This window comes from Sphingomonas sp. AP28 (genome assembly GCF_056680455.1).
The window spans coordinates 3,305,975-3,332,900 of the sequence record NZ_CM155283.1; the positions used below are offsets into that span (position 1 = coordinate 3,305,975).

Below are 26,926 nucleotides of genomic sequence, written 5' to 3' on the forward strand. Positions count from 1 at the left end.
CGAACCGTCTGCAACCTAACGCGCAATCGCTTTCCTCGTACTTGCCTGTCGAGCCGGGCATAGCCGATCTGGCCGGACCGATCGCGCGCGGATTCAGTCCGTCCCACCACGGGACGGACGGTCACCGTAACAGCAAGCGCTTACCGTAAGGTTGCGGTGTCGAGCTTCAGCGCGGCCTCGGGAATGACCTCGACGTTCGGATAGGCTTTGCGCAGCGGTTCGATGAACTGCTTGGCGTCACCGACGACGACGATGCTCGCCGCCTTCGGATCGAGCAGCGCGACCGCCGCGGCTTGTACCGCCGCCGGATCGACGGCGCCCACTGAACCGGTGTAGCGCTGGAGTTCGCCGAGCGGCACGCCGTTCTGGACATAGGCGCCCAGAATCCCGGCAACGCCCGACGTCGTCTCGATCCCGCGCCCGAAATTGCCGACGAGCACGGCCTTGCGCGTATCGAGCTCTGCGGCGGGCACGGGAGACGCTCCCATCCGCGTCATCTCGGCGGCAATCAGCGTCACGACTTCGGCAGCGGTCGGGTTCTTGGTCTGCGTCCGCGCAGCGACCGTGCCCTGCGTCTTTCCCGCATCAAGTCCGCTGCCCGCGCCGTACGCCAGCCCGCGCTTGATCCGAATTTCCTGGTTCAACCGCGACGAGAAGCCGCCGCCCAGGACGGTATTGCCGACCGCGAGCGGATAATAGCGTGCGTCTGACCTTGCGATCGCAGGACGCGCAACCACGACGCCGGCCTGACCCGCTTCGGGCATGTCGACGACGATCACACGCGGCTTCGGGTACGTGACCTGCGGCGCGCTCGCGGTTGCCGTGCTGGTCGATTTCCAAGAACCCAACTGCGCCTCCGCCAAAGCCTTGGCGCGCGCCGCGGTAATGTCGCCGACCATGATCAGCGTTGCCTGGCCCGGCTGGAAACTCCGCGCATACGCCGCCGTGATATCGGCCCGCGTAATCGCCTTCAGCGACAGCGGCGTGCCCCCGTTCGGCGCGCCATACGGCGATGCCCCGAGCACGGCACGATCCGCAACCAGACCCGCGACCTGCGCCGGATCCTTCAACGCCAGAGTCACCGCGTCGACCTGCTGCGTTCGCGCGCGTTCGATCTCCTCGGGCGCAAACGCCGGGTTGATCGCGACGTCGGCGAGGATCGCCATCGCCGGCGCAAGCTGGTCCGACTTCACCGTCACGTCGACCGCCGCGCCATCGCTGCCGGCCGAACTGCCGATCGACCCGCCAAGTCCCTCGACCGCACGCGCGATCTGCGTAGCCGACCGCGTCTTCGTACCCTTGGTCAGCAGGTCCGCCGACAGGCTGCTGACGCCAGCGCGGTTCGCGGGATCGGTCGCCGCGCCACCCGCGGTCACCAGATACGCCGTGACGATCGGCAGGTCGTGCCGCTCCACCGTCACCAGTCGCATGCCGTTCGCTAGACGCGTTTCGACCGGCTGAGGGATCGTCGGCGATACCGGTGCGCTTGGCGCTGGCGGCTGGACCCGCTGCCCTTCCGGCGCAGGCGTCACGATCTCGATGTTCGCCGGCGCTTTCAGGTCGGCGACCTGCACCGTCGGCGCAACCGTGATCGTATCCGCGACACCGCCCGCAGGCTTGGCGGTGAGTGGCATGTACCGGATCGTCGCCGACTGGTTGTCGCCGAGGTATTTCCGCGCAACCCGCTGGATATCCGCCGCCGTCACCCGCGCAATGGCCGCCAATTGCTTGTCAGCCGCCTGCGGATCGCCGTCGACCAGCACTGCAGACGCCAGCGTGCTTGCCTTGCCTTCGGCCGTCTCGCGCGACTGGATCGACTGGGTCAGGATCTCGTTCTTCGCCTCCGCGAGTTCGGCGGTGGTCACCGGTGCATCGCGAAACCGGGCGATCTCGCGCTTCAGTGCAGCCTCGCCCGCCTCGACCGTCTTGCCGCCCGCCAGGATCGCGTAGACGACCATGTTGCCCGTCGCCTGCTTGGTATCGAGGAACGCCTCGGCCGACTGCGCCAACTGGTCGCGGTACACGACGCTCTCGTACAGCCGCGAACTCTCGCCCGTCGCCAGCACCGCCTTCAGCACCGTTAACGCCGCGATATCCGCATCGCGGTCCGCCGGCACATGATAGCTGACCAACACCGCAGGCAGCGGCGTGTTCGGCTCGTACACCGTGCGCGTCACGGCCTTGGTCCGCGCAGGCTCGGCAACCGTCACGCGCGGGATCGCTGCGCTCGGCTTCTTGATCTCCGCGAAATACCGGTCGACCCAGCTGTTCAACTGCGCCGGATCGAAATTGCCAGACACCACCAGGATCGCGTTGTCCGGCCGATAATAGGTCGCATGGAACGCCCGGACGTCGTCGATCCCAGCGGCTTCCAGATTTTCCAGGCTGCCAATCGTCCCACGCGCATAGGGATGCGTCGTATAGGCAAGTGCGGGATAATAGAGCGAGAACAACTTGCCATACGGCCGCGATAGCGTGCTCTGGCGCAGTTCCTCCTTCACCACGTCGCGCTCCGAGCCGAAGCTCTTGGGCTCAACGACGAGGCTCGCCATCCGATCGGCTTCCGCGAACAGCAGACGCTGGAGGTGGTTGGCCGGGATTACCTCGTAATAATTGGTGTAGTCGTCATTGGTCGACGCATTGTTGTAGCCGCCGACATCCTCGGTCAGCCGGTCCATCTGCTCCGACACCAGGTTGCGCGTCGACTTGAACATCAGATGCTCGAACATGTGCGCGAACCCGGACTTGCCCTTGGGGTCGTCCTTCGAGCCGACGTCGTACCACACCTGCACCGACACGTTCGGCGTGCCCGTGTCACGGATCGCATACACCCGCAGGCCATTCGGCAGCGTGCGCTCGGTATAGGCGATCGGCTTTACCGAAACCTGCGTCGGGGCAGGTGCGGTCTGCGCCCCCACCGCTACCGGGAAAGAAGCTGCGGTCAGCAGCAAAGCGGAGCGGAGGAGGCGCATCGGGATCCTTACTTGTTGCGGTTCGCGAACAGCACCGCGCCCGCGATCGCCGCGGAGCCGATGCCGACGCCCAGGCCGATCTTCGCGAGCGGCCAGCTCTTGGCCTTCTCGGCGGCGTTGTGCGCGGCGGCTTCGGCCTGCAGCTTCGCCTCCTTCGCGGCGGCGAGGATTTCATTCGGGGTATCGCTGTCGATCTTGATGGTCACTTGGGCTCTCCTTCACTCTTCCGGGCATACATCGCCCGGAAATCATTCGCGAACTGCGTCAGCGTGCCCGAGGCGATCGCCGCCCGCAGATCCGCCATCAGCGTTTCGTAGAACCAGATGTTATGCTCCGTCATGAGCATTGCGCCAAGCATTTCGCCCGACCGTACCAGATGATGCAGATACGCCCGGCCCCAGGTTGCGCAGACCGGACAGGGGCAGGCGGGATCGAGCGGCCCCATGTCCTCGGCGAACTTGGCATTACGGATGTTGATCGGGCCGGTGCGCGTGAACGCCTGGCCGGTGCGGCCGGACCGCGTGGGCATCACGCAATCGAACATGTCGATCCCGCGCTCGACTGCGCCGACGATGTCGTCGGGCTTGCCGACGCCCATCAGGTAGCGCGGCTTGTCGACCGGCAACTGGTCCGGCGCGAAGTCGAGGCAGCCGAACATCGCCTCCTGGCCCTCGCCGACCGCGAGCCCCCCGACCGCATAGCCGTCGAAGCCGATATCGATCAGCGCATCCGCCGACGACTTGCGGAAGCCCTCGTTCAACGCGCCCTGCTGAATCCCGAAGATCGCATTGTTCTCGGCATGCTCTTCGCCTGCATCGAACGCGGCGCGCGACCGCTTCGCCCAACGCATCGATCGCTCCATCGCCGCGGCCTGCACTTCTCGCGTCGACGTCGTCGGCACCAGTTCGTCGAACGCCATGACGATGTTCGAACCGAGCAGCCGCTGGATCTCGATTGACCGCTCGGGACTCAGCAGATGCCGCGTGCCGTCGAGGTGCGACTTGAACGAGACGCCTTCCTCGGAGCGCTTGGTCAGGTCCGCGAGGCTCATAACCTGATAGCCGCCGGAATCGGTGAGGATCGGCTTCGACCAGCCCGAGAACGCGTGCAGACCACCCAGCCGCGCAACCCGCTCGGCCCCCGGCCGCAGCATCAGGTGATACGTGTTGCCGAGGATGATGTCCGCGCCCGCACCGACAACGTCGGCGGGCTTCATCCCCTTGACGGTGGCCGCGGTGCCGACCGGCATGAACGCAGGCGTGCGGATGTTGCCGCGCTGCATTGCGATGACGCCGGTGCGCGCCTTGCCGTCGGTGGCGGAGATGGTGAAGTCGAAGCGGGGGCGAGTCATATCAACGTTTCTTGCGGATGCCGTAGCGATCGCCGGCCGGCGCGCCGCGGATGGTGATGAGTTCGGCGCGGGTCAGTACGCCATCCTTGTCGCGATCGAACCTCGCGAAGAACTGTGCGAACCGCGCCTGGAGTTCGGCGAGCGTGATCCGGTTGTCGCCATCGCGATCGACTTCGAACGGGCTCGGCAACGCGTTACGATCACCCAGCCACGCCTGCGCCCAGTCGGCAAAGGCGATGTACCCGATCGATCCGGTCGCAGCACCCTCGGCGGTGGCATAGCTCCGCGCGACGCCCGCGGTCAGTTCGGCCTGCGTCACGCGGCCATCACCGTTCGCATCGCACGCGGCGATGAACAGCGCGGCCGGCTCGGCGAAGATCGTCGCGGGCGGTTGCGGCGTGCCAGCGGGCGGCGGCGCGGCGGTAATGGCTTGGAGCAGAGCTAGAGCGAGCAGCATGCCGCCCGTCATGGCAGCAGAAGCGAGGCGTCGCCATAGCTGTAGAAGCGATACTTCCCGGCGATCGCATGCGCATACGCCGCCTGCATCCGCTCCCGCCCCATCAGCGCCGACACGAGCATGAACAACGTCGAGCGTGGCAGATGGAAATTGGTCATCAAGCCGTCGATCCCGCGAAACCGATAACCCGGCGTGATGAAGATCGCGGTGTCGCCGTCGAATGGGCGGATCACGTCGTCCTCGCCCGTCGCGCTCTCGATCAGCCGCAGCGACGTCGTCCCGACCGCGATCACGCGACCACCGCGTGCGCGGACCGCGTTGAGCCGATCCGCGGTGGCGGCATCGATCCGGCCCCATTCGGCGTGCATCTTGTGCTCGGTGGTGTCGGTCGCCTTCACGGGGAGGAACGTCCCCGCGCCGACATGCAGCGTCAGCGTCGCATGCTCGATCCCCGCCGCCTCGAGCGCCGCCATTAACCCCGGCGTGAAGTGCAGTGCCGCGGTCGGCGCTGCGACCGCGCCCGGCTCGGACGCGAACATCGTCTGGTAATCGTCCGCATCGCGTTCGTCGGTCGGCCGCTTGCCGGCGATATACGGGGGCAGGGGCATATGGCCCGCGCGCTCCAGCAGCAGTTCGACCGGCTCCTCGCCCGCGAACACCAGCGCGTAGCTCCCGTCGTCTTCGCAATCGACTGCCGCTGCGCTGACGCCGTTGCCGAACTCGATGACATCGCCATCGCGCAATCGCCGCGCGTTGCGAATGAACGCGCGCCACCGCCTTGGCCCCTCGCGCTTGTGCAGGGTCGCGCCGATCTTGGCATCGCCGCGCCGCCCGTCGAGCTGCGCCGGGATCACGCGCGTATCGTTGAAGACGAGCATGTCGCCACGCCGCAGCAGCGATGGCAGGTCCGACACGCCCGCATCGCGGGTCGCGTCACCTTCGAGTACCAGCATCCGCGCGGCATCGCGCGGCGCCGCGGGGCGGAGCGCGATGTTGTCGGTCGGCAGGTCGAAGTCGAAAAGGTCGACGTTCAACGGGGGGTCACTTCTTTGCAGGAGCCTTCTTTACCGGCGCCTTGCGAGCGGCCGGCGCGAGCTTTGGCTTGGCCGCGTTCGGGCCCGAAGCCGTGCCCGGCAACGTCACCGGTGCACCGAGCGCCGGGGCAGGCGGCCCAGCCATATACGCCGGGGGATTGTCCGCCGCGATATAGGCATGGACGATCCGCGACGGGTTCGCCGGCGGCTCGCCGCGCTCGATCGCGTCGACATACTGCATCCCGTCGAGCACGCGACCGAACACGGTGTATTTCTTGTCGAGGCTAAGACGCGGCTGGAAGACGATGAAGAACTGGCTGTTCGCGCTGTCCTCCTTGTCCGACCGCGCCGCCGACACCGCACCACGGACGTGCGGGAGGTAGTTGAACTCTGCCTTCACGTCGGGGAGCGTCGAGCCACCGGTGCCGTCGCCCTTGGGATCGCCGCCCTGCGCCATGAAGCCGTCGATCACGCGGTGGAACGCGAGGCCGTCATAGAAATGCTGGCGGGTGAGCGTCTTGATCCGCTCGACCATCAGCGGCGCGACGTCGGGCCGAAGCCAGATCGTGACGCGCCCGCCGGTCGACAGATCGAGCAGCAGCAGGTTCTGCGTATCCGTGGTCAGGGGCGGGGTCGCGCGAACGGCAGGCGCCACGACTTCCTTCTTCTGCGCTGCACCAGCCGGTACCGTGACCAGGCACCCGAGCAACGCGAACATTCCGACGAAAAAGCGCATCAAATTCCCACTCGAAAGAGGCCCGGCGCAACCAGGCTGCCGCCACTTAGAGCAAATCCCCGCTTGCGCCAATCTGAACGTGATGGGGATCGCTGCTCCCCTCCCTGAAAGGGAGGGGCCGGGGGTGGGTAGGTTCGCTCGAGCCTCAAACGTGCAACCAAGCGGAACCCGACCCACCCCCAACCCCTCCCTTCCAGGGAGGGGCGAAGAAGGTCAGCTGCCCTTGCGGCCGATCTTCTCGACCCGCGCTACCACTTCGGCACGCACTGATTCCGGCACGAACTTGGCGATATTTCCGCCGTAAAGCGCGATCTCCTTCACCAGCCGGCTCGCGATCGGCTGCAGCGCGACATCAGCCATCAGGAACACCGTCTCGACGCGCGGATTGATCTGCTGGTTCATCCCCGCCATCTGATATTCATATTCGAAGTCGGCGACCGCGCGCAGGCCCCGGACGATCACCTTCGCCCCCTGCCGCTCGGCAAAATCCATCAGCAGCGAATCGAACGCCACCACCTCGATATCGCCGTCGACGTCCGCGACCTCGCGGCGCACCGTCGCCATCCGTTCCTCGATCGTGAACATAGGCGACTTGGACGGATTGGTCGTGACCCCGATCACCAGCCGATCGACCAGCTTCGCGCCGCGCCGGATGATGTCCATATGCCCCAGCGTGACGGGATCGAACGTCCCCGGGTAAACCCCAATCCGTGCCGTCATGCCGATCTCCCCGGTTGTAGTTCTAGCGGTCGCGTTCGAGCACGAAACGGGCGATATCCCGCAACAGGTCGGCTTCCTTGCCGTAGCTATGGAGATGCGCGACCGCCTGGTCGACCAGCATCCGCGCCTGTTCGCGCGCGCGCTCGGGCCCGAGCAGCGACAGGAACGTCTCCTTGCCAGCGACCTCGTCCTTGCGCAGCGACTTGCCGACGACAGCCTCGTCGCCCTCGGCATCGAGCAGGTCGTCGGCGATCTGGAACGCGAGCCCAAGGTCATGCGCGTAGCCACGTAGGCCGACGCGGCCTTCCGGTGGCAACCGCCCGAGAATCGCGCCAGCTTCGACCGACGCCGAGATCAGCGCGCCCGTCTTCATCTGCTGCAACCGGGTCACGGTATTGAGGTCGAAGCGCGTGTTCTCAGCCTCGATGTCCATCTTCTGACCACCGGCCATGCCGTTCGGCCCGGACGCCCGCGCGAGGTCCATGACCAGTTCGATGCGGACGAACGGGTCGGCGTGCGTCGCGGGATCTGCGAGGATCTCGAACGCCATCGCGTGCAGGCAGTCCCCTGCGAGGATCGCGGTCGCCTCGTCGAACATCTTGTGCACGGTCGGCTTGCCGCGGCGCATGTCGTCGTCGTCCATCGACGGAAGATCGTCGTGGATCAGCGAATAGACGTGGATCGCCTCGATCGCGGTCGCGGCCCGCGCCGAACAGTCCCGCGCCACGTCGAACAGATTGGCGGTCGCGAACACGAGCAAGGGACGCAGCCGCTTGCCGCCGCCGATCGCCGCATGCCGCATCGCCCGGTACAGGTCGCCACGCGGATCGTCCGGAATGCTCAGCAGCTGGTCGAATTGCCGGTCGATCTCCGCAGAGACCTCGGCAAGCGCGGCATCAAGCGTGACGGGCATCCCGCTCACCGCGTCAGCCCGCCGCGAACGGGCGGACGCCGGCAGGCTTGCCGTCGCCGTCGAGCCGAATCGCCTCGATCCGCGCCTGTGCCGCGTCGAGCCGGTCGGCGCAACGCTGGCGCAGCTTGTTGCCGCGCTCGTACAGCTCGATCGCCTGCTGAAGCGGCGTGTCGCCACTTTCCAGCTTCCCGACGATAAGCTCGAGTTCCTTCAGTGCATCCTCGAACGCGAGGTCTTCGATCGGCGTGTCCATGTCCGTCGCTATGGCGCAGGCACGCGACGAGGGTCAAGGACGCGCGAGAGGGCGCCGGATATGCGGCACGCACTTACCGCAGGCGGTTGACGGTCCAGGTGTACAACACCGAGACACCGACCAGTCCGAAATCGACGACGGCCTGCATCCGGTGTGGCGACGGATCGCTCTTTTCGTGAGTGATCAGCCTGAACTCGGCGGTCGGATGACGCACAGCAAGCGTCACGAGAGCAAGCCCCGCCGCTGCCAGCACAAGTTTCCGGTTCCGCATCGTCGATCTCCCAGGCGTGCGATCATGGATGACACGTTGCCGTTTCGCAATCGCAACGGCCTTATGCTGCAATCGGAAGTATGCCAGCGTCGCGTGACCGATCGCGCCCGGCGCCCTTGGCCGCGAACAGCGCACGGTCGGCGCTGCGATACAGTGCTTTCCAGTCGGATTCGCGCAGCAACGGCCCCGTGCAGCAGCCGATACTGGCGGTTATCGCCATGTCGAACGGCATGCGCTGGCCGCGCAATCGTTCGAGGATCGTCTCGGGTAAGACCGGCGTCGTCGCGTCGATGAGGATGGCGAACTCCTCTCCGCCGATCCTCGCGACCAGAGCGTCGAGCGGGACGGCGTTTCGCAACACCCGCGCTACGACCCGCAGGACTTCGTCGCCGCCATCGTGGCCGATCGTCTCGTTGACATGCTTGAAGTGATCGACGTCGGCGATCAGCAGCATTTGATCGCCCGTGCGTCCGATCGCGCGATCCAGGAACGCACGACGATTAAGTAACCCTGTCAGGGGTTCGGTATCCGCCAGCAACCGCGCCGCGATCTCCTGTTCGCGCGCGTCGTCGCGTTCGACGCTGAGCAGCCGGATCCGGTACGCGATCGCCAGGCTGGATAGCAGCGCCTCCAGCATCATGGATATCATCGTCGAATTATCGATCCAGAAACTCCACGACATCAGCCCCAGTGCACCGGCGATCCGCAGGCTGGCAAAGACGATGGGCGCGCCCCAGGCGAGCGTGAACATCCAAAGGTAGCTGCTCCGGACCCGCCAGGCTCGGTACAGCACCGGCGGCACCAAGGCGATCAGCGGAATGTAGCTGAGCGTCAGTAAGCGATCGAGCCAGTAGATATGCCACGGCGCCAGGATCGCAAACGCAATTCCGGCCGTGGCGAGCGTTGCGAGCGCCACGTTGCTGGCGGGGCGCGGCCAACCATCGAACACCGCCCGCTCGAAGAAAGCGCGGGCGAAGACCAGGACCATGCCGGCGCAGATCGCCAGCAGGCATACGTTGAGTTTCAAGCGGACGTTGTTGTCGAGCGACGGCACAAGCTGGCCCAGCGCGGCCGACGACGAAAAGGCGTACCCGAGCAAGCATAGCACCAGCAGGCAGTAGACTGGCTGGAACGACTGTCGAAGCGCACCCCACAAGGCGAGATTGTAGACGATCAATGCGATCGCCATCCCGCCAAAACTTGCATATAGCGCCGACAGGATGATCTCGCTCTTTGCGGCTTCCGCGGCCGTTGCGAGTGTCGGCCCGAGTACGACGCCACGCAAATTCGCCGAACCCTCGACGTGCCAAAGCAGGCGGACGGGGTGCGCAACGTGCGGCGGCAGCGTCAGCGACAGGGTCGCGCCGATCATGAGATGACGGCCGGACGTGCGACTGGTGAATCCGGTACGGCGGATCGCGCCGTCCGCGTAGAGGACGAAAAGCGTGACGCGATCCTGCCAGACGCTCGCGGTCAGGGCACGCAGATCAGGGATGTGCGTCAGGTTCGTCGGCAAAATCTGCGACAGAACCCAGAAATCGCCGGAGCCATAGTCCGATTGGGGGGTGGTGCAGTCGAACCGCGAAGGCGTCCGAAACAAGGCAGGTACGGAGAACCCCGGGGTAGCGCGCATTATACAGACATCGAGCAGTTGCCCGGTCCGGGCCTCGGCTGGCGCAGCACCGAACATCGCCAACGCCGTCGCAACGATGCCGATGAGCCAAGTGATACGAAACCCGAACGTCATGCGAATACCGCTAAGCCTCCTTCACCAATTAAAGGTAAAGAGGCGGCGGCGTCACTGGTCGATGCGACCTATTCAGCCCGTTATGGGTCGAATTATGCGGGATAGTCCTCTTAACTATCTAAATAATAACGACATATCAGTGTCGCGCTTACGTCAGATTTTTCCGTGGCACGGAAGATCTTGGATAAATAGGTTCCAATGCAGCGGTAATGACCAAGTGCAGAAAGCTCGTCTTCGCAACTAAATGACGGTATCCAACGTGCCGTTCGAATGCGCTGGTGACCTAGACTAGTATCAAACCCGGCCCAGGATATTCCCAGGCCGGGTCGATAATCATCAGCTAGCGTCGACCGTTTCGGTCTTGCCCTTCTTCTTGGGCTTCTTCGGCGCGGCGGCTTCGATTTCGAACGACAGCGCGCCGTCCTTCATCTTCACCGTCACCTCGCCGCCATGGACCAGCTTGCCGAACAACAGTTCCTCGGCGAGCGGCTGCTTGATCTTCTCCTGGATCAGGCGACCCATCGGCCGTGCGCCGTACAGCTTGTCATAGCCCTTGGTGGTGAGCCATGCCTTCGACTCGTCGTCGAGGACGATGTGCACGCCGCGATCCGCCAGTTGGAGTTCGAGCTGGAGGATGAACTTGTCCACTACGCGTGCCACCACTTCGGTCGGCAAATACCCGAACGGCACCACCGCATCGAGACGGTTGCGGAATTCCGGCGTGAACATCTTCGTCACGGCCACCTCGTCCTCGCCCTCGCGCGTCAGGTTGCCGAAGCCGACCGTCTCGCGCGCCATGTCGCTGGCGCCCGCATTGGTCGTCATGATCAGGATGACGTTGCGGAAATCGACCGACTTGCCGTGCTGGTCAGTCAGCCGCCCGTTATCCATCACCTGCAACAGGATGTTGAACAGGTCCGGATGCGCCTTCTCGATTTCGTCGAGCAGAAGCACGCAGTGCGGGTTCTGGTCGATCGCATCGGTCAGCAGACCGCCCTGGTCGAACCCGACATAGCCCGGAGGCGCACCGATCAAACGGCTGACCGAATGCCGCTCCATATATTCGGACATGTCGAACCGCTGGAGCGGAATGCCGAGGATCGTCGACAGCTGCTTGGCAACCTCGGTCTTGCCGACACCGGTGGGCCCGGTGAACAGATAGTTGCCGATCGGCTTCTCCGGCTCGCGCAAGCCCGCCCGCGCCAGCTTGATCGCCGACGACAGTTTCTCGATCGCCGCATTCTGGCCGAACACCACACGCTTCAGATCCGTCTCGAGCGTGGCAAGCGCCAGCTTATCGTCGGTCGACACGGACTTCGACGGGATGCGTGCCATCGTCGCGATGACCTGCTCGATCTCCTTCGGCGTGATCGTCTTCTTGCGCTTGTTCGGCGGCACCAGCATCTGCATCGCGCCGACTTCGTCGATAACGTCGATCGCCTTGTCCGGCAGCTTGCGGTCATTGATGTACCGCGCCGACAGCTCGACCGCCGACTTGATCGCATCGGGCGTGTACTTGACGTTGTGGTGATCCTCGAACGCCGAGCGCAGGCCGGCGAGGATCTTGATGGTATCCTCGATCGTCGGCTCGTTCACGTCGATCTTCTGGAAGCGCCGCAGCAGAGCGCGGTCCTTCTCGAAGTGGTTGCGGAACTCCTTGTACGTCGTCGAACCGATGCATCGAATCGTGCCGCCCGACAAAGCCGGCTTGAGCAGATTCGAGGCATCCATCGCCCCACCACTCGTCGCACCCGCACCGATCACGGTGTGGATCTCGTCGATGAACAGCACGGCATCAGGCAGCTTCTCGAGCTCGTTGACGACCGCCTTCAAGCGCTCCTCGAAGTCGCCACGATAGCGCGTACCCGCCAGCAACGCGCCCATGTCGAGCGAATAGATCACGGCAGGCAACAGTACGTCGGGCACATCACCCTCGACGATCTTACGCGCCAGGCCTTCCGCGATCGCGGTCTTGCCGACGCCGGGATCGCCGACATAGAGCGGGTTGTTCTTCGACCGGCGGCACAGGATCTGGATCGTGCGATCCACCTCCGGCCCGCGCCCGATCAGGGGATCGACCTTGCCGTTCTTGGCCTTCTCGTTGAGGTCGACCGTGAATTGCTTGAGCGCGCTTTCCGTCTTGCCCTTCTCCTGTCCCTTGGCCGGCTTCTCGTCGTCCGCACCCTTTGGCGTGGATGCTTCGGTCGCCTGCTGCCCGCCCTTGCCGACACCGTGGCTGATGAAGCTGACCGCATCGAGGCGGCTCATGTCCTGCTGTTGCAGGAAATAGACGGCATAGCTCTCGCGCTCGCTGAACAAGGCGACGAGCACGTTGGCACCGGTCACTTCATCGCGGCCCGAGGACTGGACGTGCAGGATCGCGCGCTGGACGACGCGCTGGAACCCGCTGGTGGGCGAGGGGTCGGTCGCCGCATCGACCTTCAGCGCGTCGAGTTCGCTGTCGAGGTAATGCGAGACGGTGTTCTTAAGGTCGCCGATTTCGACGTTGCACGCGGTCATGACCTTCGACGCATGTTCGTCGTCGATCAGCGCGAGCAGCAGATGCTCCAGCGTCGCATATTCGTGACGCCGGGACGATGCCGCCTCGAGCGCCTTGTGCAGCGTGGTCTCGAGGGCGGGTGCAAATGATGGCATTTACAATACTCCTGTCGGGCCGCGAGAACGCGAGCCCTTTGCCACTATGTCGGAACTGATATCGGTCGCATCAAGCACTTGAACCCGGCCCCGTCCGTTCCTGCGCTGCCTAAATGCGACGCTTGTGGAGGCGGGCCGCGCGATCACCGCCTGAACAGGTCGTCGGCGCTGGCGCGGTGACTGACCGCGCGGTCCTTCTTCAGCTGGCAGCGCGCGATCTCGCCCTGCAGCACGGTGATCCGCGCATCGAGCTCGGCGACCGACAACGGATCGAGGTCCTGTCGCACGAGCGCGTCGAGCAGATCGTCGGGACGGGAGGGGGTGTCGTCCGGTTCCATAGTTTCTGTAACGTTGACCCGCACCCGAGTGATGTCAATAAGGCGCGGAAATCTAAAGGGACGTGACGAGCAATGACCGCGATACCCGAAAACCAATCCAGTAACTTACGTGTACCCGAGGCGATGAAGGCGATCGATCCGGAACAGCCCGGCGGTCCCGAAGTGCTGGTCCTCGTCGACCGTCCCGTGCCGCAGCCGGGGCAGGGCGAGGTGCTGGTCAAGGTGGCGGCCGCCGGGGTCAACCGACCGGAGGTGATGCAGCGCCAGGGCAAGTATCCGCCGCCGCCGGGTGCGCCGTCGATCCTCGGTATGGAGATCTCCGGCACGATCGTCGCGGTCGGCGACGGCGTCGGCGACGAACAGGTCGGCCAGCTCGTCTGCGCGCTGATCTCGGGCGGTGCGTATGCGGAATATGCGGTCGCGCCGTTCGGCCAGTGCTTACCCGTCCCCGAGGCGCTGACGATGGTCGAGGCGGCGGCGATGCCCGAGACGCTCTTCACCGTCTGGACCAACCTGTTCGAGCGCGCCTACGCGATGGAAGGCGACACCGTCCTCGTCCACGGCGGCACCAGCGGCATCGGCACGATGGCGATCGGGCTGTGCAACGTATTCGGCATCGACATCATCGTCACCGCGGGCTCGGAAGCCAAGTGCGAGGCGGCGCTCAGCCTCGGCGCGACGCACGCGATCGACTACAAGTCGGAGGATTTCGTCGAGCGCGTGAAGCAGATCACCGGCGGCAAGGGCGTCGCCGCGGTGCTCGACATGGTCGGTGGCGACTACGTCCCCCGCAACCTGCAATGCCTCGCGGAGGACGGCCGCCACGTGTCGATCGCTGTCCAGGGCGGCATGATGGCGACGGTGCCCCTGTTCGAAATCATGCGCCGCCGCCTGACGCTGACCGGCTCCACGCTCCGTCCCCGCGATACCGCGTTCAAGTCGCTCGTCGCGGACGAACTCGCACGGACGGTGTGGCCACACGTCGAGGCCGGCAAGCTGAAGCCCGTGATCGACCGCACCTTCGCCTTCGCGGATGCCCCCGCCGCGCATACGAGGATGGAAGCAGGCGACCACGTCGGAAAGATCGTGCTGACGATGGAGTGAGGGGAGGGCAAACGCCTACCGCTCACACCGCACCACCCCAGCGAAGGCCGGGGCCCAGTTGGGAGAACTCAGTAAGGACGCGGTGCGCCCAATTACTGCAACCTCTCCAACTGGGCCCCGGCCTCCGCCGGGGTGGGGGCCTCGAAGTGCTACCTGACCCAAAACTTGTTCTCCCGCGACGGCGGAAGCCCAGTCTGGGTTCCCGCCTTCGCGGGAAACAATCTATCCTCGCCCATGACTTGGAACAGTCACCAGACTGCGACCACCGTGTAACAATACTCGCCTAATACTCTCGACAAGGATAGTTTTGCGGGGGCAGGCTCATGAACGCCATTACGACGTTTTCGGCATCTAGCTTCGTTGGCGCCGATATCACCGATATCGCCGACTTCATCCACTCCCGGCCCGCCGTACCCGAGCCGGTCGTCGAGCGCCGCCAGTATCGCACGATCTGGATCTCCGACGTCCATCTCGGCACGCGCGGCTGCAATGCCGGGATGCTCAACGACTTCCTCGATCACGTCGACAGCGAGACGATGTACCTCGTCGGCGACATGATCGACGGCTGGCGGCTCAAGAAGAAATTCTACTGGCCCGCCGCGCATAACGACGTGATCTGGCGCCTGCTCAAGCGCGCCAAGCGCGGCACCCGCGTCGTCTACATCCCCGGCAACCACGACGAGGTGTTCCGGCAATATTCGGGGCTCGACCTCGGGGGCATCTCGATCCGCCGCAACGCGATCCACGAGACGGCGGACGGTCGTCGCCTGCTGGTCCTCCACGGCGACGAGTTCGACGCGATCACGCTCGCACACCGCTGGGTCGCGCATATCGGTGACGCCGCCTACACGATGCTGATGGGCCTCAACCGGTGGGTCAACGGCGCGCGCCGGCGGATGGGCATGCCCTATTGGTCGCTGTCGAAGCACGCCAAGGCCAAGGTCAAGAACGCCGTCGCCTTCATCTCGCACTTCGAGGAAGTCGTCGCGCACGCGGCCGGGGTCCGCGGCGTCGAAGGCGTCGTCTGCGGCCACATCCACACCGCCGAAATGCGCGAGATCGCCGGCATCGCCTATTACAACGATGGCGATTGGGTCGAAGGCTGCACCGCGCTGGTCGAGCATTTCGACGGCCGCATGGAGTTGCTCCACTGGGGCGACGAAATCGCCGCCCGCGAGAAGGACAAGGTCGTCACCTTAGCCGCTTAACTAACCCTCTCCCCCGCCGGGGAGAGGGCAAGCCGCGTCAGCGGCGCGGGTGAGGGCAAGTCCGCAACGCCAGTTGAAGCGTGCCCTCACCCTCCCACCCGGCTGCGCCGGCCGGGCCCCTCCCTCTCCCCATGGGAGAGGGGCAAAACGGAGAAGACACGATGCGTATCGCGATCGTCACGGACGCCTGGAGCCCACAAGTCAACGGCGTCGTCCGCACCCTCCAGTCGGTCCAGCGCGAGCTCGAATCCATCGGCCATGAGGTCCTGGTAGTCTCCCCCGAACGCTTCGCCTCGATGCCCTGCCCGACCTACCCCGAGATCCGCCTCGCCTTCGCCCGCTCGGGCGCAGTCGGCCGCATGCTGGCAGCATTCGGCGCCGACGCGATCCATCTCGCCACCGAAGGGCCAGTCTGCCTCGCCGCCCGCAACTGGTGCCTGGCCCGCGCGCTCCCGTTCACCAGCGCGTATGACACGCAGTTCCCCGACTATATCGCCGCCCGTACCGGCGCGAACCCCGACTGGATCTGGCGCTACATCCGCTGGTTTCACCGCCCCGCCCAGTCGATCCTGGTCTCCACGCCCTCGGTCGCGGCAACGCTCGCAGCCCAAGGCCTGCATCAGGTCCGCGAATGGGGCAGGGGCGTCGACTTCGCGCAGTTCGGTCTCGACGGCGCGCGTGATCCCGAGATGGCGGCGCTGCCCGGTCCGATCCTCCTCTATGTCGGGCGCGTCGCGGTCGAGAAGAACATCGAGGCGTTCCTGTCCTCCGCACATCTCGGCACCAAGGTCGTCGTCGGCGACGGCCCTGCCCGTGCGACGCTCGCCCGCCGCTTCCCGCAAGCCGTCTTTCTCGGCCAGCGCTCCGGCCTCGACCTCGCCGCCGCCTATCGCACCGCCGACGTCCTCGTCTTCCCGAGCCGCACCGACACGTTCGGCCTCGTCATGATCGAAGCACTGGCCTGCGGAACCCCCGTCGCGGCGTACCCGGTCACCGGCCCGATCGACGTCCTCGACGACCGTGTCGGCGCGATGCACGAAGAGCTCGATACCGCGATCGCCACCGCGCTCACCCGCGACAGCGTCACCTGCGCCGCCTATGCCGCGCGCTACAGCTGGCCCGCCAGCGCACGCCAGTTCCTCCACGCGCTCGTCCCTCTCGAAGGAAAGCTCATGGCCGCCTGAGCTTGTTCGCTTGCCTGTTGCTCCCGCGCGCACTAAGTCTCTCTCATGTCAGGCCGCTCCGAAAGGGGCGGCCCTTTCTATTTTTACGGAGTTTCCGCCGTGGCCCAGCCGCTCATGCCCCACGCGACCGCCGCCTGGATGGTCGACAATACCGCGCTCAGCTTCGAGCAGATCGCGGATTTCTGCGGCCTGCACATCCTCGAGATCCAGGCGATCGCCGACGACACCACCTCGACCAAGCTGACCGGCCGCGATCCCGTGCGCGCGCATGAGGTCACGCAGGAAGAGATCGACAAGGGCGCCGCCGATCCCGATTACCAGCTCAAGATGATCAAGGGCCCCGAGCAGGTTCGCCGCACCAAGGGCCCGCGTTATACGCCGGTCTCGAAGCGCCAGGACAAGCCCGACGGCATCTCGTGGATCATCCGCAATCACCCCGAGATCACCGACGGCGCGATCTCGCTGCTGATCGGCACCACGCGCACGACGATCGCTGCGATCCGCGACCGCAGCCACTGGAACATCGCCAACATCACCCCGAAGGACCCGGTCACGCTCGGCCTGACCTCGCAGCGCGAACTCGACGCAGCGGTGGCAAAGGCGGCGAAGGCAGCTGGCATGGAAGCCCCGACCGACACGCGCCTCGAAGGCGATCGCGAAGTGCTCCTCCAGCAGCTCCGCGCCGAGCGCACCCAGGCGGCCGCGGACGCCCAGTTCGTGGCAGACGGCGGCGTCCTCCCCGTCAAGCCGCTGTTCGACGACCCCTTCAAGCGCTGACCGTCTTTCCCCTCCCGCAAGCGGGAGGGGGCAGGGGGTGGGCTCGCGCGCTCCTCCTGTGATACGGCTGGCGAGATTAGCCAACCCGGCAAGTTGTGACCGCGTCTAAGGACAGCCCGCGCGTCGTTGTTCTCCCGCGAAGGCGGGAGCCCAGTCTGGGTCCCCGCCTTCGCGGGGAAACAAGCTTCCTTCGTCTGAATCTCAGACGTGCCGTCCCCGTCCGGGTGACGGAGAGCATGCGAATCCGTGTAATTCAATTTGATCCTCCCCCGCCAGGGGGAGGTGGCTGGCACTCGCCAGACGGAGGGGGAGGCACGCGCTAACCTCTGCTCCGTGTCCTCCCCCTCCGTCACCTTCGGCGACACCTCCCCCTGGCGGGGGAGGATCGAGAGAAGGTCCGCTGCCGTACAGCACTATCTCCGGCCACATCCAGTTGCTAACCGCAACGGATGGCAACTGCACCCAGCACAGATTTCGCGCCGACTAGCCACAAGGGGCTGACCTACCCGTTTGGTGGCGCGGAGCCCGCACCGGGCGAAACGATGCAGGTCGCCCCCGGCATAGAGTGGGTTCGCCTCCACATCCCCGGCCCGCTACGCCACGTGAACTGCTGGCTTCTCGCCGACGCCGACGGCGAAGCGCTGGTCGACACCGGCATGAACACCGCCGAGGCCCGGAACGCCTGGAAAGCCATCTTCAACGGCCCCAAGGCCGGCAAGCGCATCACCCGAATGATCGGCACCCACTTCCACCCGGACCATATCGGCCTGGCAGGCTGGATGTGCGATCACCATTCCGCCCCCCTGATCATGACCCGCGCCGAATGGCTGACCGCGCGCATGCTCGCCGCCGACGCCCGCGACTCCGTTCCCCGCGAAATGCTCGCCTTCTGGCAGGGCGCAGGCTGGGACGCCGTACAGATCGACCACGCCACCGCCAAGGGCTGGGCCGGCTTCCGCAAGATCATCACGCCGCTGCCGCTCAGCTACACCCGCATCGAGGACGGCGACACGCTCACCATCGGCACGCGCGACTGGCGCGTCGTCACCGGCTCCGGCCACTCCCCCGAACACGCGTGCCTGTACGACGAAGTCGGCGGCATCCTGATCGCGGGCGACCAGGTCCTCCCCCGCATCAGCCCCAACGTCTCGCTCGGCGTCACCGAACCGAACGCCGACCCGCTGGGCGAATGGTTCGCCTCGATCGCCAAGCTCAAGACGCTGCCCGCCGACCTGCTCGTCCTCCCGGGCCACGGCGACCCGTTCACCGGCTTCCACACCCGTCTCGATGCGATGGACCGCGAACACCGCGAACGACTCGACGAACTGGCCGTCTTCCTCGCCGAGCCCCGCCGCGCGGTCGACTGTTTCGGCCGCCTGTTCCGCCGCGCGATCGGCCCCGATGTGCTCGGCATGGCGACCGGCGAGGCACTCGCGCATCTCCGCCGCCTCGAAGTCGAAGGTCGAGCGACCCGGGACACGCAAGATGGCGTATGGTGGTGGCGCGCGGCCTGAGTTAGCATGCGGCCGAATTCAAGAGGATAGGCCCATGTGCGACGAGCATACCGCAGACGATAACGAAGCCTATCTGGCCGGCGTTTCGCGCCGCCAGTTCGGCGTGATGACCGGCGCGATGGGCCTGACGATGTTGCTCCCCGCGCCCGCGAACGCTGCGGTCATCAAGGGTCGCGACGTGTCGATCGCAACGCCCGACGGCAAGGCCGACGCCTATTTCGTCGCGCCTGCCACCGGCAAGCATCCTGGCGTGCTGGTCTGGCCCGACATTATGGGCCTGCGCCCCGCCTTCCGCCAGATGGCCGACCGGCTCGCGCAATCGGGCTATGCGGTGCTCGTCGTCAACCAGTTCTACCGCTCGACCAAGGCGCCATTCCTGAAGCCCGGCGAATCCTACGACCAACCTGAAGTCAAAAGCCGCATCGCCCCCTTCCGCGAAGCGCTCACATCGGAAGGCACGGTTCGCGACGCGAAAGCCTTCACCGTCTTCCTCGACGCGCAACCGCAGGTCGATCGCAAGCGCGGCATGGCTACCACCGGCTATTGCATGGGTGGCCCGATGGTGATGCGTACCGCCGCAGCCGTCGCGAACCGGATCCGTGCAGGCGCGACCTTCCACGGCGGCGGCTTCGTCACCGACAAGCCCGACAGCCCGCATTTGCTGATCCCGCAGATGAAGGCGCAATACCTCATCGCGATCGCCGCCAACGACGACGCCCGCGCGCCGACCGAGAAGGACACGCTCCGCACGGCGTTTGCCGCCGCAAAACTCCCCGCCGAGATCGAGGTCTATGCCGGAACGATGCACGGCTGGTGCCCGCCCGACTCGAAGGTCTACAATCCGGTCCAGGCGGACAAGGCCTGGGCCCGCATGCTCGCGCTGTTCGACAAGGCGTTGGTGTAAAGGGGGGCGGGGCTAGTACCCGAACCTAGCGACCCGCTTCCTTGTTCTCCCGCGAAGGCGGGAGCCCAGTCTGGGCTCCCGCCTTCGCGGGAGAACAATCTTACTCCGCCAGCCAGCCGCTTGACCTTGCCCACGCCCCATGAGACCATCGTTCACGATCCGTTCTCAAGGAGAATCGCGTGACCCTGACCCTGTACACCAACCCGATGTCGCGCGGCCGCATCGCCCGCTGGATGCTCGAAGAGGTCGGCGCCGACTATGAGACGGTCGTCCTCGATTACGACACAACGATGAAGGCAGAGGCGTTTCGCGCGATCAACCCGATGGCGAAGGTCCCCGCGCTGGTCCACAACGGGAAGACCATCACCGAATGCGCCGCGATCTGCGCCTATCTCGCCGAGGCCTTCCCCGACGCGGCCCTTGCGCCGCGCGAAGACGAACGCGCCGATTATTACCGCTGGCTCTTCTACGCCGCCGGCCCGGTCGAAGCTGCCACCGCCGACCGTGCATTGGGCGTCGTCCCCGATGCCGCGCAACAACGGATGGTCGGCTACGGCAGCCTCGACCGCGTGATCGACGTACTGGAACAGGCGGTCGCGGCGCACCCGTACATCGCCGGCGACCGCCTCACTGCTGCCGACGTCTATGTCGGTTCGCAGGTCATCTGGGGCATGCAGTTCGGCTGGCTACCAAAGCGGCCAACCTTCGCCGACTACGCTACCCGCCTGACCGAACGTTCGGCATACAAGCGGGCAGGAGAGCTGGACGACGCGCTGATAGCGGCTGCAGCCTGAAGTCGACCGACGGCGTGTGATCGGTCATACCTGACCTCGTCATCCTGACGAAAGTCAGGATCCAGAGCCACGAAGGCGAGCTGTCGGTACCCTGGATCCTGACTTTCGTCAGGATAACGGCGGGTTTGGGCCGGCACGGTGCGTTGAAATTTAGCTTCCTGGCAGAACCGGTTGCGTTCGCAGCGGCGTTGGCGCGCACCGGATCGGCGTCTCACGGGCAGGGGGCGTTGGCTGCTCTCGGCGAGCAAGAGGGGCCGCCTCACGAACATGACCGGTAGCAATGATCCGGACAAACGGTGCCCTCACCCGTCCCAAGGTCAAGCGGCGGCCGGCCCCGTCCCTTTCCCGTGGGGGGAGAGGGAGAGACGCGAAGGCGGCGATAGATGAGGGCACGTCACCGATTGCAATCGTGGACTTTAAATTCGCTAGCTAAGGCAACTGACTGGCGACGCCTACTCCAAGCAAAACCAGTACTCAGCAACCAGCCGCCCTCTACAAAACCCGGATCAGGCTGCCCACTTCGCCAGCCAGTCGGCCAAGGCCTGCGGCCCCATCGACCGAGCATCCGCCAATTCGGTCTCATGCCCGGCATTTAACAGCCTGTTAGTCCGCGGATCGACCACTAGCACCGCGGGCACGCCCTTAAGGCGGCCCTTGATGCCGTAGCCTGCTGCAATCTGCCCGTTCTTGTCGAAGCGGCCGACATCTACCGTCACGACCACGAACTTACTGTCCACGAAGCGCTTCATCTCCGGCAGGTCGATCGTCCCCGCGAGCAGGCGGCAGTCGAGGCACCAGTTGCCGCCGAGATCGATCAGCAACCGCTTGTGCGTCTTCAGTGCCCGCGCCCGCCCCGCCGCAACCTGTGCATTGGCGTTCGCCGACTCATTATATGGCAGCGGCAAGGGCTGCGGCAGCTTGTCGAAGCTCGTCGTGTTGACGTGCGGCGCCACGACTTTCGCGCGGGGCGCAGCGGGGGCGGCCACGGCGGTTGCAAGCAAGGCAAGCGCGGCGAGACGGCGTATCGAGATCATTCATATCCTCCGATCACGGCATTCAGGAAGCTCGGGAATGGTCCGTTCCAGCCATCCACCGGCGTTTCGGCGATCGGTTGGCGGCGACCACCGGTTGGATCCGCAGGGAGGCGCTCCGTCCGTGGCGGTTCGACCTTCGCGGCTTCCGGACGAACAGCTTGCGTGCGAACTGGTTCCGACCGTACCGGCTCCGATAGCGCAGGTTCCGACCGCGCAGGCTCCAACCGTACGGGCGCCGCGCGAACCGGTTCGACATACGCCGGTTCGACCTGCCCCGGCTCGACCCGTGCCGGTTCCGTAACGCGCGGCTTCACCGCGGGCACAGGCTCGTCGATCGGCGTACGCTCCCAGCGAGGACGCTTGGCGGCCGCAACCGGCTCCACCGCAGCCAGCACTTCGGCGACGATTGCCGGGGCCACCGTATCCGCCCGTGGCACCCGCCGGGTACGTGGCCGATCCGACTCTTCGGCAGCCGCCGCCGCAACCGGCACTGGCGTAAACGTCTCGGACCGCGCGCCGCGACGCGGCCGTGCGCGCCGCGTCGTGCCATCGTCTTCGGTCGCAGCGGTAACTGCCGCCGTCTTCGGCTCGGCAACCTTCAGCCGCTCGATCGTCTGCCCGGTGAGCTTCTCGATATTGACGATGTTCTCGGCATCGTCCGGCGCGACGAACGTATACGCCGTCCCCGTCGCCCCGGCGCGGCCCGTCCGGCCGATCCGGTGGACATAGTCGTCTGGGTGCCAAGGCGCGTCATAGTTGAACACCGTCGACACGCCCTTGATGTCGAGCCCGCGCGCCGCGACGTCCGAGGCGACCAGGATCGTCACCGCGCCCGACTTGAACAGCTCCAGCTCGGCCAGCCGCTGCGGCTGTTCCATGTCGCCGTGGATCTCGCCCGACTTGTAGCCCGCCTGCTTCAGCACCTTGTTGAGGTCGCGCACCGTCGTCTTGCGGTTGCAGAAGATGATCGCGTTGGTCACCTCTTCCTGCGCGAGAATGCGGCGCAGCGTATCGCGCTTGGCGGTCTGGCTCGGCACCGGCACCAGATACTGCTTGATGTTGAGGTTGGTCGACGCCGGGCGCGACACCTCGATCGTCTTGGGATTGGTCAGGAACTTGTCCGCCAGCTTCTTGATCGGCGGCGGCATCGTCGCCGAGAACAACAGCGTCTGGCGCTGCTTCGGCAGCTTCGTGCAGATTTCCTCGATGTCGGGGATGAAGCCCATGTCGAGCATCCGGTCCGCCTCGTCGATCACCAGCATCGAACAGCCGTTGAGCATGATCTTGCCGCGCCCGAACAGGTCCATCAGCCGGCCCGGCGTCGCGATCAGGACGTCGACGCCTTTCTCCAGCGCGGCGAGCTGGTCACCCATCGATACGCCACCGATCAACAGCGCCATCGAGAGGTTTGAGTTCACCCCGTATTTCTCGAAATTCTCCGCCACCTGCGCGGCGAGTTCGCGGGTCGGCTCGAGGATCAGCGAGCGCGGCATCCGCGCGCGGCTGCGGCCATGCGCGAGAATGTCGATCATCGGCAGCACGAACGACGCGGTCTTGCCCGTGCCCGTCTGGGCGATGCCGATGATGTCGCGCATCATCAGCACGGACGGGATCGCACCGGCCTGGATCGGGGTCGGCTCGGTGTAGCCGGAGTCGGTGACTGCCTTCAGCAGTTCGTCGGAGAGGCCGAGATCGGCAAAACTCATGCAAATGTCCGGTAAATAGAGGGTGAAATGCACTGCCCTCAAGCGTTCCGGCGCTCGCCGATTTAGCGACAAATGTCAAGGAAACGCGGTGAAGTGAGGGTGGGGAGGGGGTCTTGGACGGGAAAATACCAATTACCCGTGGCGTCCGCATACTCTGAACGACGTGCTGGTGCATCTATTCGCCAGATGCACCACCCCGGCGGAGGCTGGGACCCAGTTGGAAAGGTCGCAATAACGAAGGGCAACGCAGAGTTGGCAACGTCACCCAACTGGACCCCGGCCTTCGCCGGGGAGGTGCTTATCGGAATTAGGGAGCTCCGGGATCTGGATAGAATCAGGCGAACAGGCAGTCGACGGACGCCGAAGCGACCCACCTACTTCTTCTTCGCCCGCAAGCTCTTGAACCCCTCGATCTCGCAGCGTGCACCCGATCGCATGCGGATCGCATCGCGGTCCTTGCAGATCATCCCGTCCGCGCCCGGTCGCAGATAGAAACCCGAATAATAATCGAGCGGCTTGCAGTCGCCGTCGAGCCGCGCGCGTAGCCGCGTCGTGTCGTCCATCACCAGGTCGACCGCGCCATCCTTGTTGAGCATGGCGCCGGCGATCTCGTCGACCGCGATGCATTTGGGGCCCTTATGCTCCTTCCACTCGGTCGGCGGCGCGTAGCTACGAACGGGGGCTCGGCTCATCCGGGGCACACGGATGATGATGCGTTCGTGGATCGAGACCTGCGCGATCTGCATGCCATCAAGCTCGAATCCCGGAGACTGCCCGGACGACGGTACATCGCGCAATGCCACAGCAAAGGGACCCGCGAGCGCGAGCAGGGTGGCGGGTATCGCGGGGTGAATCATGGTGTCTGGATCATGCTGACGTAATCGTTAGCGCCTATCGTTGAACGCGCGATGAATTTTGTCTAGCGCCGCGTACATGGCCGAAATTCAGTCAGCAATCCTGACGCCTTCGCAGGCGGCGATGCTCGAATCGCTCGCCTCGCGGCTCGACGCGAAGGCGATCGTCACCGACCCCGCCGACATCGACCCCTGGCTGCACGACTGGCGTGACCGCTTCCACGGCGCCGCGCCCGCAATGCTCGCGCCGACATCCACCGCCGAGGTCGCGCTGATCGTCAAGGCGGCCGCCGAGCACCGCGTGCCGCTGGTCGCGCAAGGCGGCAACACATCGATGGTTGGCGGCGCGACCGCCCCCGCGGACGGCAGCGCGCTGATCCTGTCGCTGCGTCGCCTTAACCGCATTCGCAGCATTGATACCGATGCCGGTCTAGCGATCGCCGAGGCCGGCGTGATCCTCGCCGACCTCGACGGCGCCGCGCAAGGGGAGGGCTGGCGCTTCCCACTAACGCTTGGCGCGCGCGGCACCGCGACGATCGGTGGCCTCGTCTCGACCAACGCCGGCGGCACCCAGGTGCTCAAGTTCGGCACCATGCGCGGCCTCGTCGCCGGCGTCGAGGCGGTGCTCGCCGATGGCAGCATCTACGACGGCCTGTCCGCGCTCAAGAAGGACAACCGCGGCTACGATCTCGACCAGCTTTTCATCGGCGCGGAAGGCACGCTGGCGATCGTCACTGCCGCCACATTGCGTCTCGCCCCCGCAATCGCAGCGCGCGGCACCGCCTGGGTCGGCGTCGGCTCGCCCCAGGCGGCACTCAAACTCCTGCGCACGATGCAGGCGAAGACGGACGCGATCGAGAGCTTCGAGATCCTCCCTGCCGAGTCGCTCGACGCCGCCATCGCGCATCTCCTCAACGCCCGCGCGCCGCTCGCCGGCCGCCACCCCTGGCACCTCCTGATCGAAGCGACCTCGGCCACCACCGAAGGCGAGTCTCCCAGCGCGTTGCTCGAACGCCTGCTCGGCAAAACGATCGAGGACGGCGCGATCGAAGACGCTACGATCGCCACGAGCGAAGCCCAGTCCGCCGCGTTTTGGCTCCTGCGCGACTCGCTCTCCGCCGCCGAACGCGCGCTCGGCCCCGCAACGCAGCACGACATTTCGATCCCCGTCGAAACGATGCCGCGGTTCATGATCGAGGCAGCGGCGGCGTGTGACGCGCGCTTCCCCGGCACGCACGCGAGCGGCTTCGGCCATCTCGGCGACGGCAACGTCCATTTCCACGTCCGCGCCGCCCCCGGCACCGACCCTTCGCACTGGTATGCCGAGGACGCGCCAGTCGTCACCCGCTTCGTCGGCGATCTCGTGACGGCGGCCGGTGGCTCGATCTCGGCGGAGCACGGCATCGGCCAGATGAAGCGCGACGAACTCGAGCGCCTCTCCTCGCCCGCACGGATGACAGCACTCCGCGCGATCAAGTCCGCGCTCGATCCGCTCGGCATCCTCAACCCCGGCAAGCTCGTCACACTTGCACGCCCGCCCGGCGCACCATAGAGCCTCGCCCCAATCGGTGGCATGAGCCACCGGCATTTCGACCGACCGATCCGGAGAGTAACATGGCCAGCACCGCCCAGCTTCCGCTTTTCTATAATGGCCTCGAGCCGCTTTCGAGCGACACGCACGCGAACTACAAGGTCCGCCCGCAGGACAGCGCGCCGTTCCTGGTCGGCCAGCATGCGATCCCGATCACCGTCGACGAGTTTCCGCTGGTCCAGCGTCACATGCCGATCGTCTTCTCGGTCGGTGACGACGCGATTCCGCTCGCGCTGATGGGCCTGAACGAGGGCGTCAACGTGTTCGTCGGCGAGGACGGCAAGCTGACCGAGAACACGTTCTACGTGCCGGCGTATGTCCGCCGCTACCCGTACATGCTCGCGCGTCTGCACCCCGATGCGCAGGAGCTGTCGCTCTGCTTCGACCCGACCTCGCAGGCGATCGGTGATTTCGAGGACGGCGATGCACTGTTCGAGAACGGCCAGCCGACCGAGCTGACCAAGAACATCCTCGGCTTCAACGAGTCGTTCGAACAGGCCGGTGCGCGCACGCAGAACTTCATGAACGAGCTGCGCGAGCTCGAGCTGCTGATGGACGGCGAAGTCACGATCCAGCCCGACGGCGCCGAACAGCCGTTCGTCTATCGCGGCTTCCAGATGATCAACGAGGAAAAGCTGATCGACCTGCGCGGCGACGCGCTGCGCAAGATGAGCAAGTCGGGCATGTTGCCGCTGCTGTATGCGCACCTGTTCTCGCTGTCGCTGATGCGCGATATCTTCGCGCGTCAGGCCCAGCTCGGCATGACGCCGCAGCAGCAGATGCCCGCCCCGGCGCAGTTCAACGTCTGA

The 26,926-nt window shown here is 65.6% G+C and carries 25 protein-coding genes; 9 read left to right on the forward strand and 16 right to left on the reverse strand.

Annotation, left to right across the window (positions count from 1 at the left end):
* Positions 1–140: 140 nt before the first annotated feature.
* The 13 genes from AC1MH0_RS15110 to AC1MH0_RS15170 form a co-directional block, all read right to left on the reverse strand.
* Complete coding sequence (locus AC1MH0_RS15110; RefSeq protein WP_480963454.1) at positions 141–2,972, reverse strand: M16 family metallopeptidase; 2,832 nt, start codon at positions 2,970–2,972, stop codon at positions 141–143.
* Between the two features lie 8 nt (positions 2,973–2,980).
* Positions 2,981–3,178 (reverse strand): hypothetical protein, encoded by a 198-nt coding sequence (locus AC1MH0_RS15115; protein WP_197978314.1) that lies wholly within the window; start codon positions 3,176–3,178, stop codon positions 2,981–2,983.
* Complete coding sequence (tgt, locus tag AC1MH0_RS15120) at positions 3,175–4,323, reverse strand: tRNA guanosine(34) transglycosylase Tgt (RefSeq protein WP_480963455.1); 1,149 nt, start codon at positions 4,321–4,323, stop codon at positions 3,175–3,177. The genes AC1MH0_RS15115 and tgt overlap by 4 nt, the downstream gene beginning before the upstream one ends.
* Before the next feature lies 1 nt (position 4,324).
* Positions 4,325–4,780 (reverse strand): EF-hand domain-containing protein, encoded by a 456-nt coding sequence (locus tag AC1MH0_RS15125; protein WP_480963456.1) that lies wholly within the window; start codon positions 4,778–4,780, stop codon positions 4,325–4,327.
* 8 nt (positions 4,781–4,788) lie between these two features.
* A complete protein-coding gene (queA, locus tag AC1MH0_RS15130) occupies positions 4,789–5,814 on the reverse strand; it encodes a tRNA preQ1(34) S-adenosylmethionine ribosyltransferase-isomerase QueA (protein ID WP_480963457.1) in 1,026 nt (341 codons plus the stop codon).
* Between the two features lie 7 nt (positions 5,815–5,821).
* Entirely contained in the window at positions 5,822–6,550 is a 729-nt protein-coding gene (locus AC1MH0_RS15135) for a peptidylprolyl isomerase (RefSeq protein WP_133018697.1), read from the reverse strand.
* A 213-nt stretch (positions 6,551–6,763) separates the two neighbouring features.
* A complete protein-coding gene (coaD, locus tag AC1MH0_RS15140; protein ID WP_480963458.1) occupies positions 6,764–7,270 on the reverse strand; it encodes a pantetheine-phosphate adenylyltransferase in 507 nt (168 codons plus the stop codon).
* A gap of 22 nt (positions 7,271–7,292) precedes the next feature.
* On the reverse strand, positions 7,293–8,183 hold the full coding sequence (locus tag AC1MH0_RS15145; RefSeq protein ID WP_480963459.1) for a polyprenyl synthetase family protein: 891 nt from the start codon (positions 8,181–8,183) through the stop codon (positions 7,293–7,295).
* A 13-nt stretch (positions 8,184–8,196) separates the two neighbouring features.
* Positions 8,197–8,436, reverse strand: coding sequence for an exodeoxyribonuclease VII small subunit (locus AC1MH0_RS15150; protein ID WP_056060585.1), 240 nt, complete (start codon positions 8,434–8,436; stop codon positions 8,197–8,199).
* A gap of 73 nt (positions 8,437–8,509) precedes the next feature.
* Positions 8,510–8,707 carry a hypothetical protein gene (locus AC1MH0_RS15155; protein ID WP_480963460.1) on the reverse strand — a complete coding sequence of 66 codons (198 nt, stop codon included), beginning with the start codon at positions 8,705–8,707 and terminating at the stop codon, positions 8,510–8,512.
* Positions 8,708–8,768: 61 nt separating this feature from the next.
* Entirely contained in the window at positions 8,769–10,454 is a 1,686-nt protein-coding gene (locus AC1MH0_RS15160; protein ID WP_480963461.1) for a GGDEF domain-containing protein, read from the reverse strand.
* Positions 10,455–10,790: 336 nt separating this feature from the next.
* The gene (gene clpA, locus AC1MH0_RS15165) at positions 10,791–13,109 is read right to left on the reverse strand and encodes an ATP-dependent Clp protease ATP-binding subunit ClpA (RefSeq protein ID WP_480963462.1); all 2,319 of its coding nucleotides are present in this window, start codon (positions 13,107–13,109) and stop codon (positions 10,791–10,793) included.
* 143 nt (positions 13,110–13,252) lie between these two features.
* Entirely contained in the window at positions 13,253–13,447 is a 195-nt protein-coding gene (locus AC1MH0_RS15170) for a DUF1192 domain-containing protein (RefSeq protein WP_056060574.1), read from the reverse strand.
* Between the two features lie 123 nt (positions 13,448–13,570).
* Here AC1MH0_RS15170 and AC1MH0_RS15175 point away from each other — a divergent pair, with 123 nt between their 5' ends.
* The 7 genes from AC1MH0_RS15175 to AC1MH0_RS15205 all read left to right on the forward strand — a co-directional run bounded on the left by AC1MH0_RS15175 (position 13,571) and on the right by AC1MH0_RS15205 (position 20,932).
* Positions 13,571–14,551, forward strand: coding sequence for an NAD(P)H-quinone oxidoreductase (locus tag AC1MH0_RS15175; protein WP_480963463.1), 981 nt, complete (start codon positions 13,571–13,573; stop codon positions 14,549–14,551).
* Positions 14,552–14,874: 323 nt separating this feature from the next.
* Positions 14,875–15,759: a UDP-2,3-diacylglucosamine diphosphatase gene (locus AC1MH0_RS15180; protein ID WP_480963464.1), complete on the forward strand. Its 885-nt coding sequence runs from the start codon at positions 14,875–14,877 to the stop codon at positions 15,757–15,759.
* 161 nt (positions 15,760–15,920) lie between these two features.
* Entirely contained in the window at positions 15,921–16,943 is a 1,023-nt protein-coding gene (locus AC1MH0_RS15185; RefSeq protein ID WP_480963465.1) for a glycosyltransferase family 4 protein, read from the forward strand.
* A 99-nt stretch (positions 16,944–17,042) separates the two neighbouring features.
* A complete protein-coding gene (locus AC1MH0_RS15190) occupies positions 17,043–17,720 on the forward strand; it encodes a DUF1013 domain-containing protein (protein ID WP_056484483.1) in 678 nt (225 codons plus the stop codon).
* 449 nt (positions 17,721–18,169) lie between these two features.
* Complete coding sequence (locus tag AC1MH0_RS15195; protein ID WP_480963466.1) at positions 18,170–19,234, forward strand: MBL fold metallo-hydrolase; 1,065 nt, start codon at positions 18,170–18,172, stop codon at positions 19,232–19,234.
* 34 nt (positions 19,235–19,268) lie between these two features.
* Positions 19,269–20,138 (forward strand): dienelactone hydrolase family protein, encoded by an 870-nt coding sequence (locus AC1MH0_RS15200; protein WP_480963467.1) that lies wholly within the window; start codon positions 19,269–19,271, stop codon positions 20,136–20,138.
* 179 nt (positions 20,139–20,317) lie between these two features.
* Positions 20,318–20,932 carry a glutathione S-transferase family protein gene (locus tag AC1MH0_RS15205; RefSeq protein ID WP_480963468.1) on the forward strand — a complete coding sequence of 205 codons (615 nt, stop codon included), beginning with the start codon at positions 20,318–20,320 and terminating at the stop codon, positions 20,930–20,932.
* A gap of 506 nt (positions 20,933–21,438) precedes the next feature.
* Here the strand turns inward: AC1MH0_RS15205 and AC1MH0_RS15210 are convergent.
* The 3 genes from AC1MH0_RS15210 to AC1MH0_RS15220 form a co-directional block, all read right to left on the reverse strand.
* A complete protein-coding gene (locus AC1MH0_RS15210; protein WP_480963469.1) occupies positions 21,439–21,966 on the reverse strand; it encodes a thioredoxin family protein in 528 nt (175 codons plus the stop codon).
* Positions 21,963–23,672: a DEAD/DEAH box helicase gene (locus tag AC1MH0_RS15215; protein ID WP_480963470.1), complete on the reverse strand. Its 1,710-nt coding sequence runs from the start codon at positions 23,670–23,672 to the stop codon at positions 21,963–21,965. The genes AC1MH0_RS15210 and AC1MH0_RS15215 overlap by 4 nt, the downstream gene beginning before the upstream one ends.
* A 374-nt stretch (positions 23,673–24,046) precedes the next feature.
* On the reverse strand, positions 24,047–24,418 hold the full coding sequence (locus AC1MH0_RS15220) for a hypothetical protein (protein WP_480963471.1): 372 nt from the start codon (positions 24,416–24,418) through the stop codon (positions 24,047–24,049).
* 187 nt (positions 24,419–24,605) lie between these two features.
* On the opposite strand from AC1MH0_RS15220, the gene AC1MH0_RS15225 reads away from it, so the two are divergent.
* Positions 24,606–26,078 (forward strand): FAD-binding oxidoreductase, encoded by a 1,473-nt coding sequence (locus AC1MH0_RS15225; RefSeq protein WP_480963472.1) that lies wholly within the window; start codon positions 24,606–24,608, stop codon positions 26,076–26,078.
* A gap of 62 nt (positions 26,079–26,140) precedes the next feature.
* Positions 26,141–26,926, forward strand: coding sequence for a SapC family protein (locus tag AC1MH0_RS15230; RefSeq protein ID WP_056060547.1), 786 nt, complete (start codon positions 26,141–26,143; stop codon positions 26,924–26,926).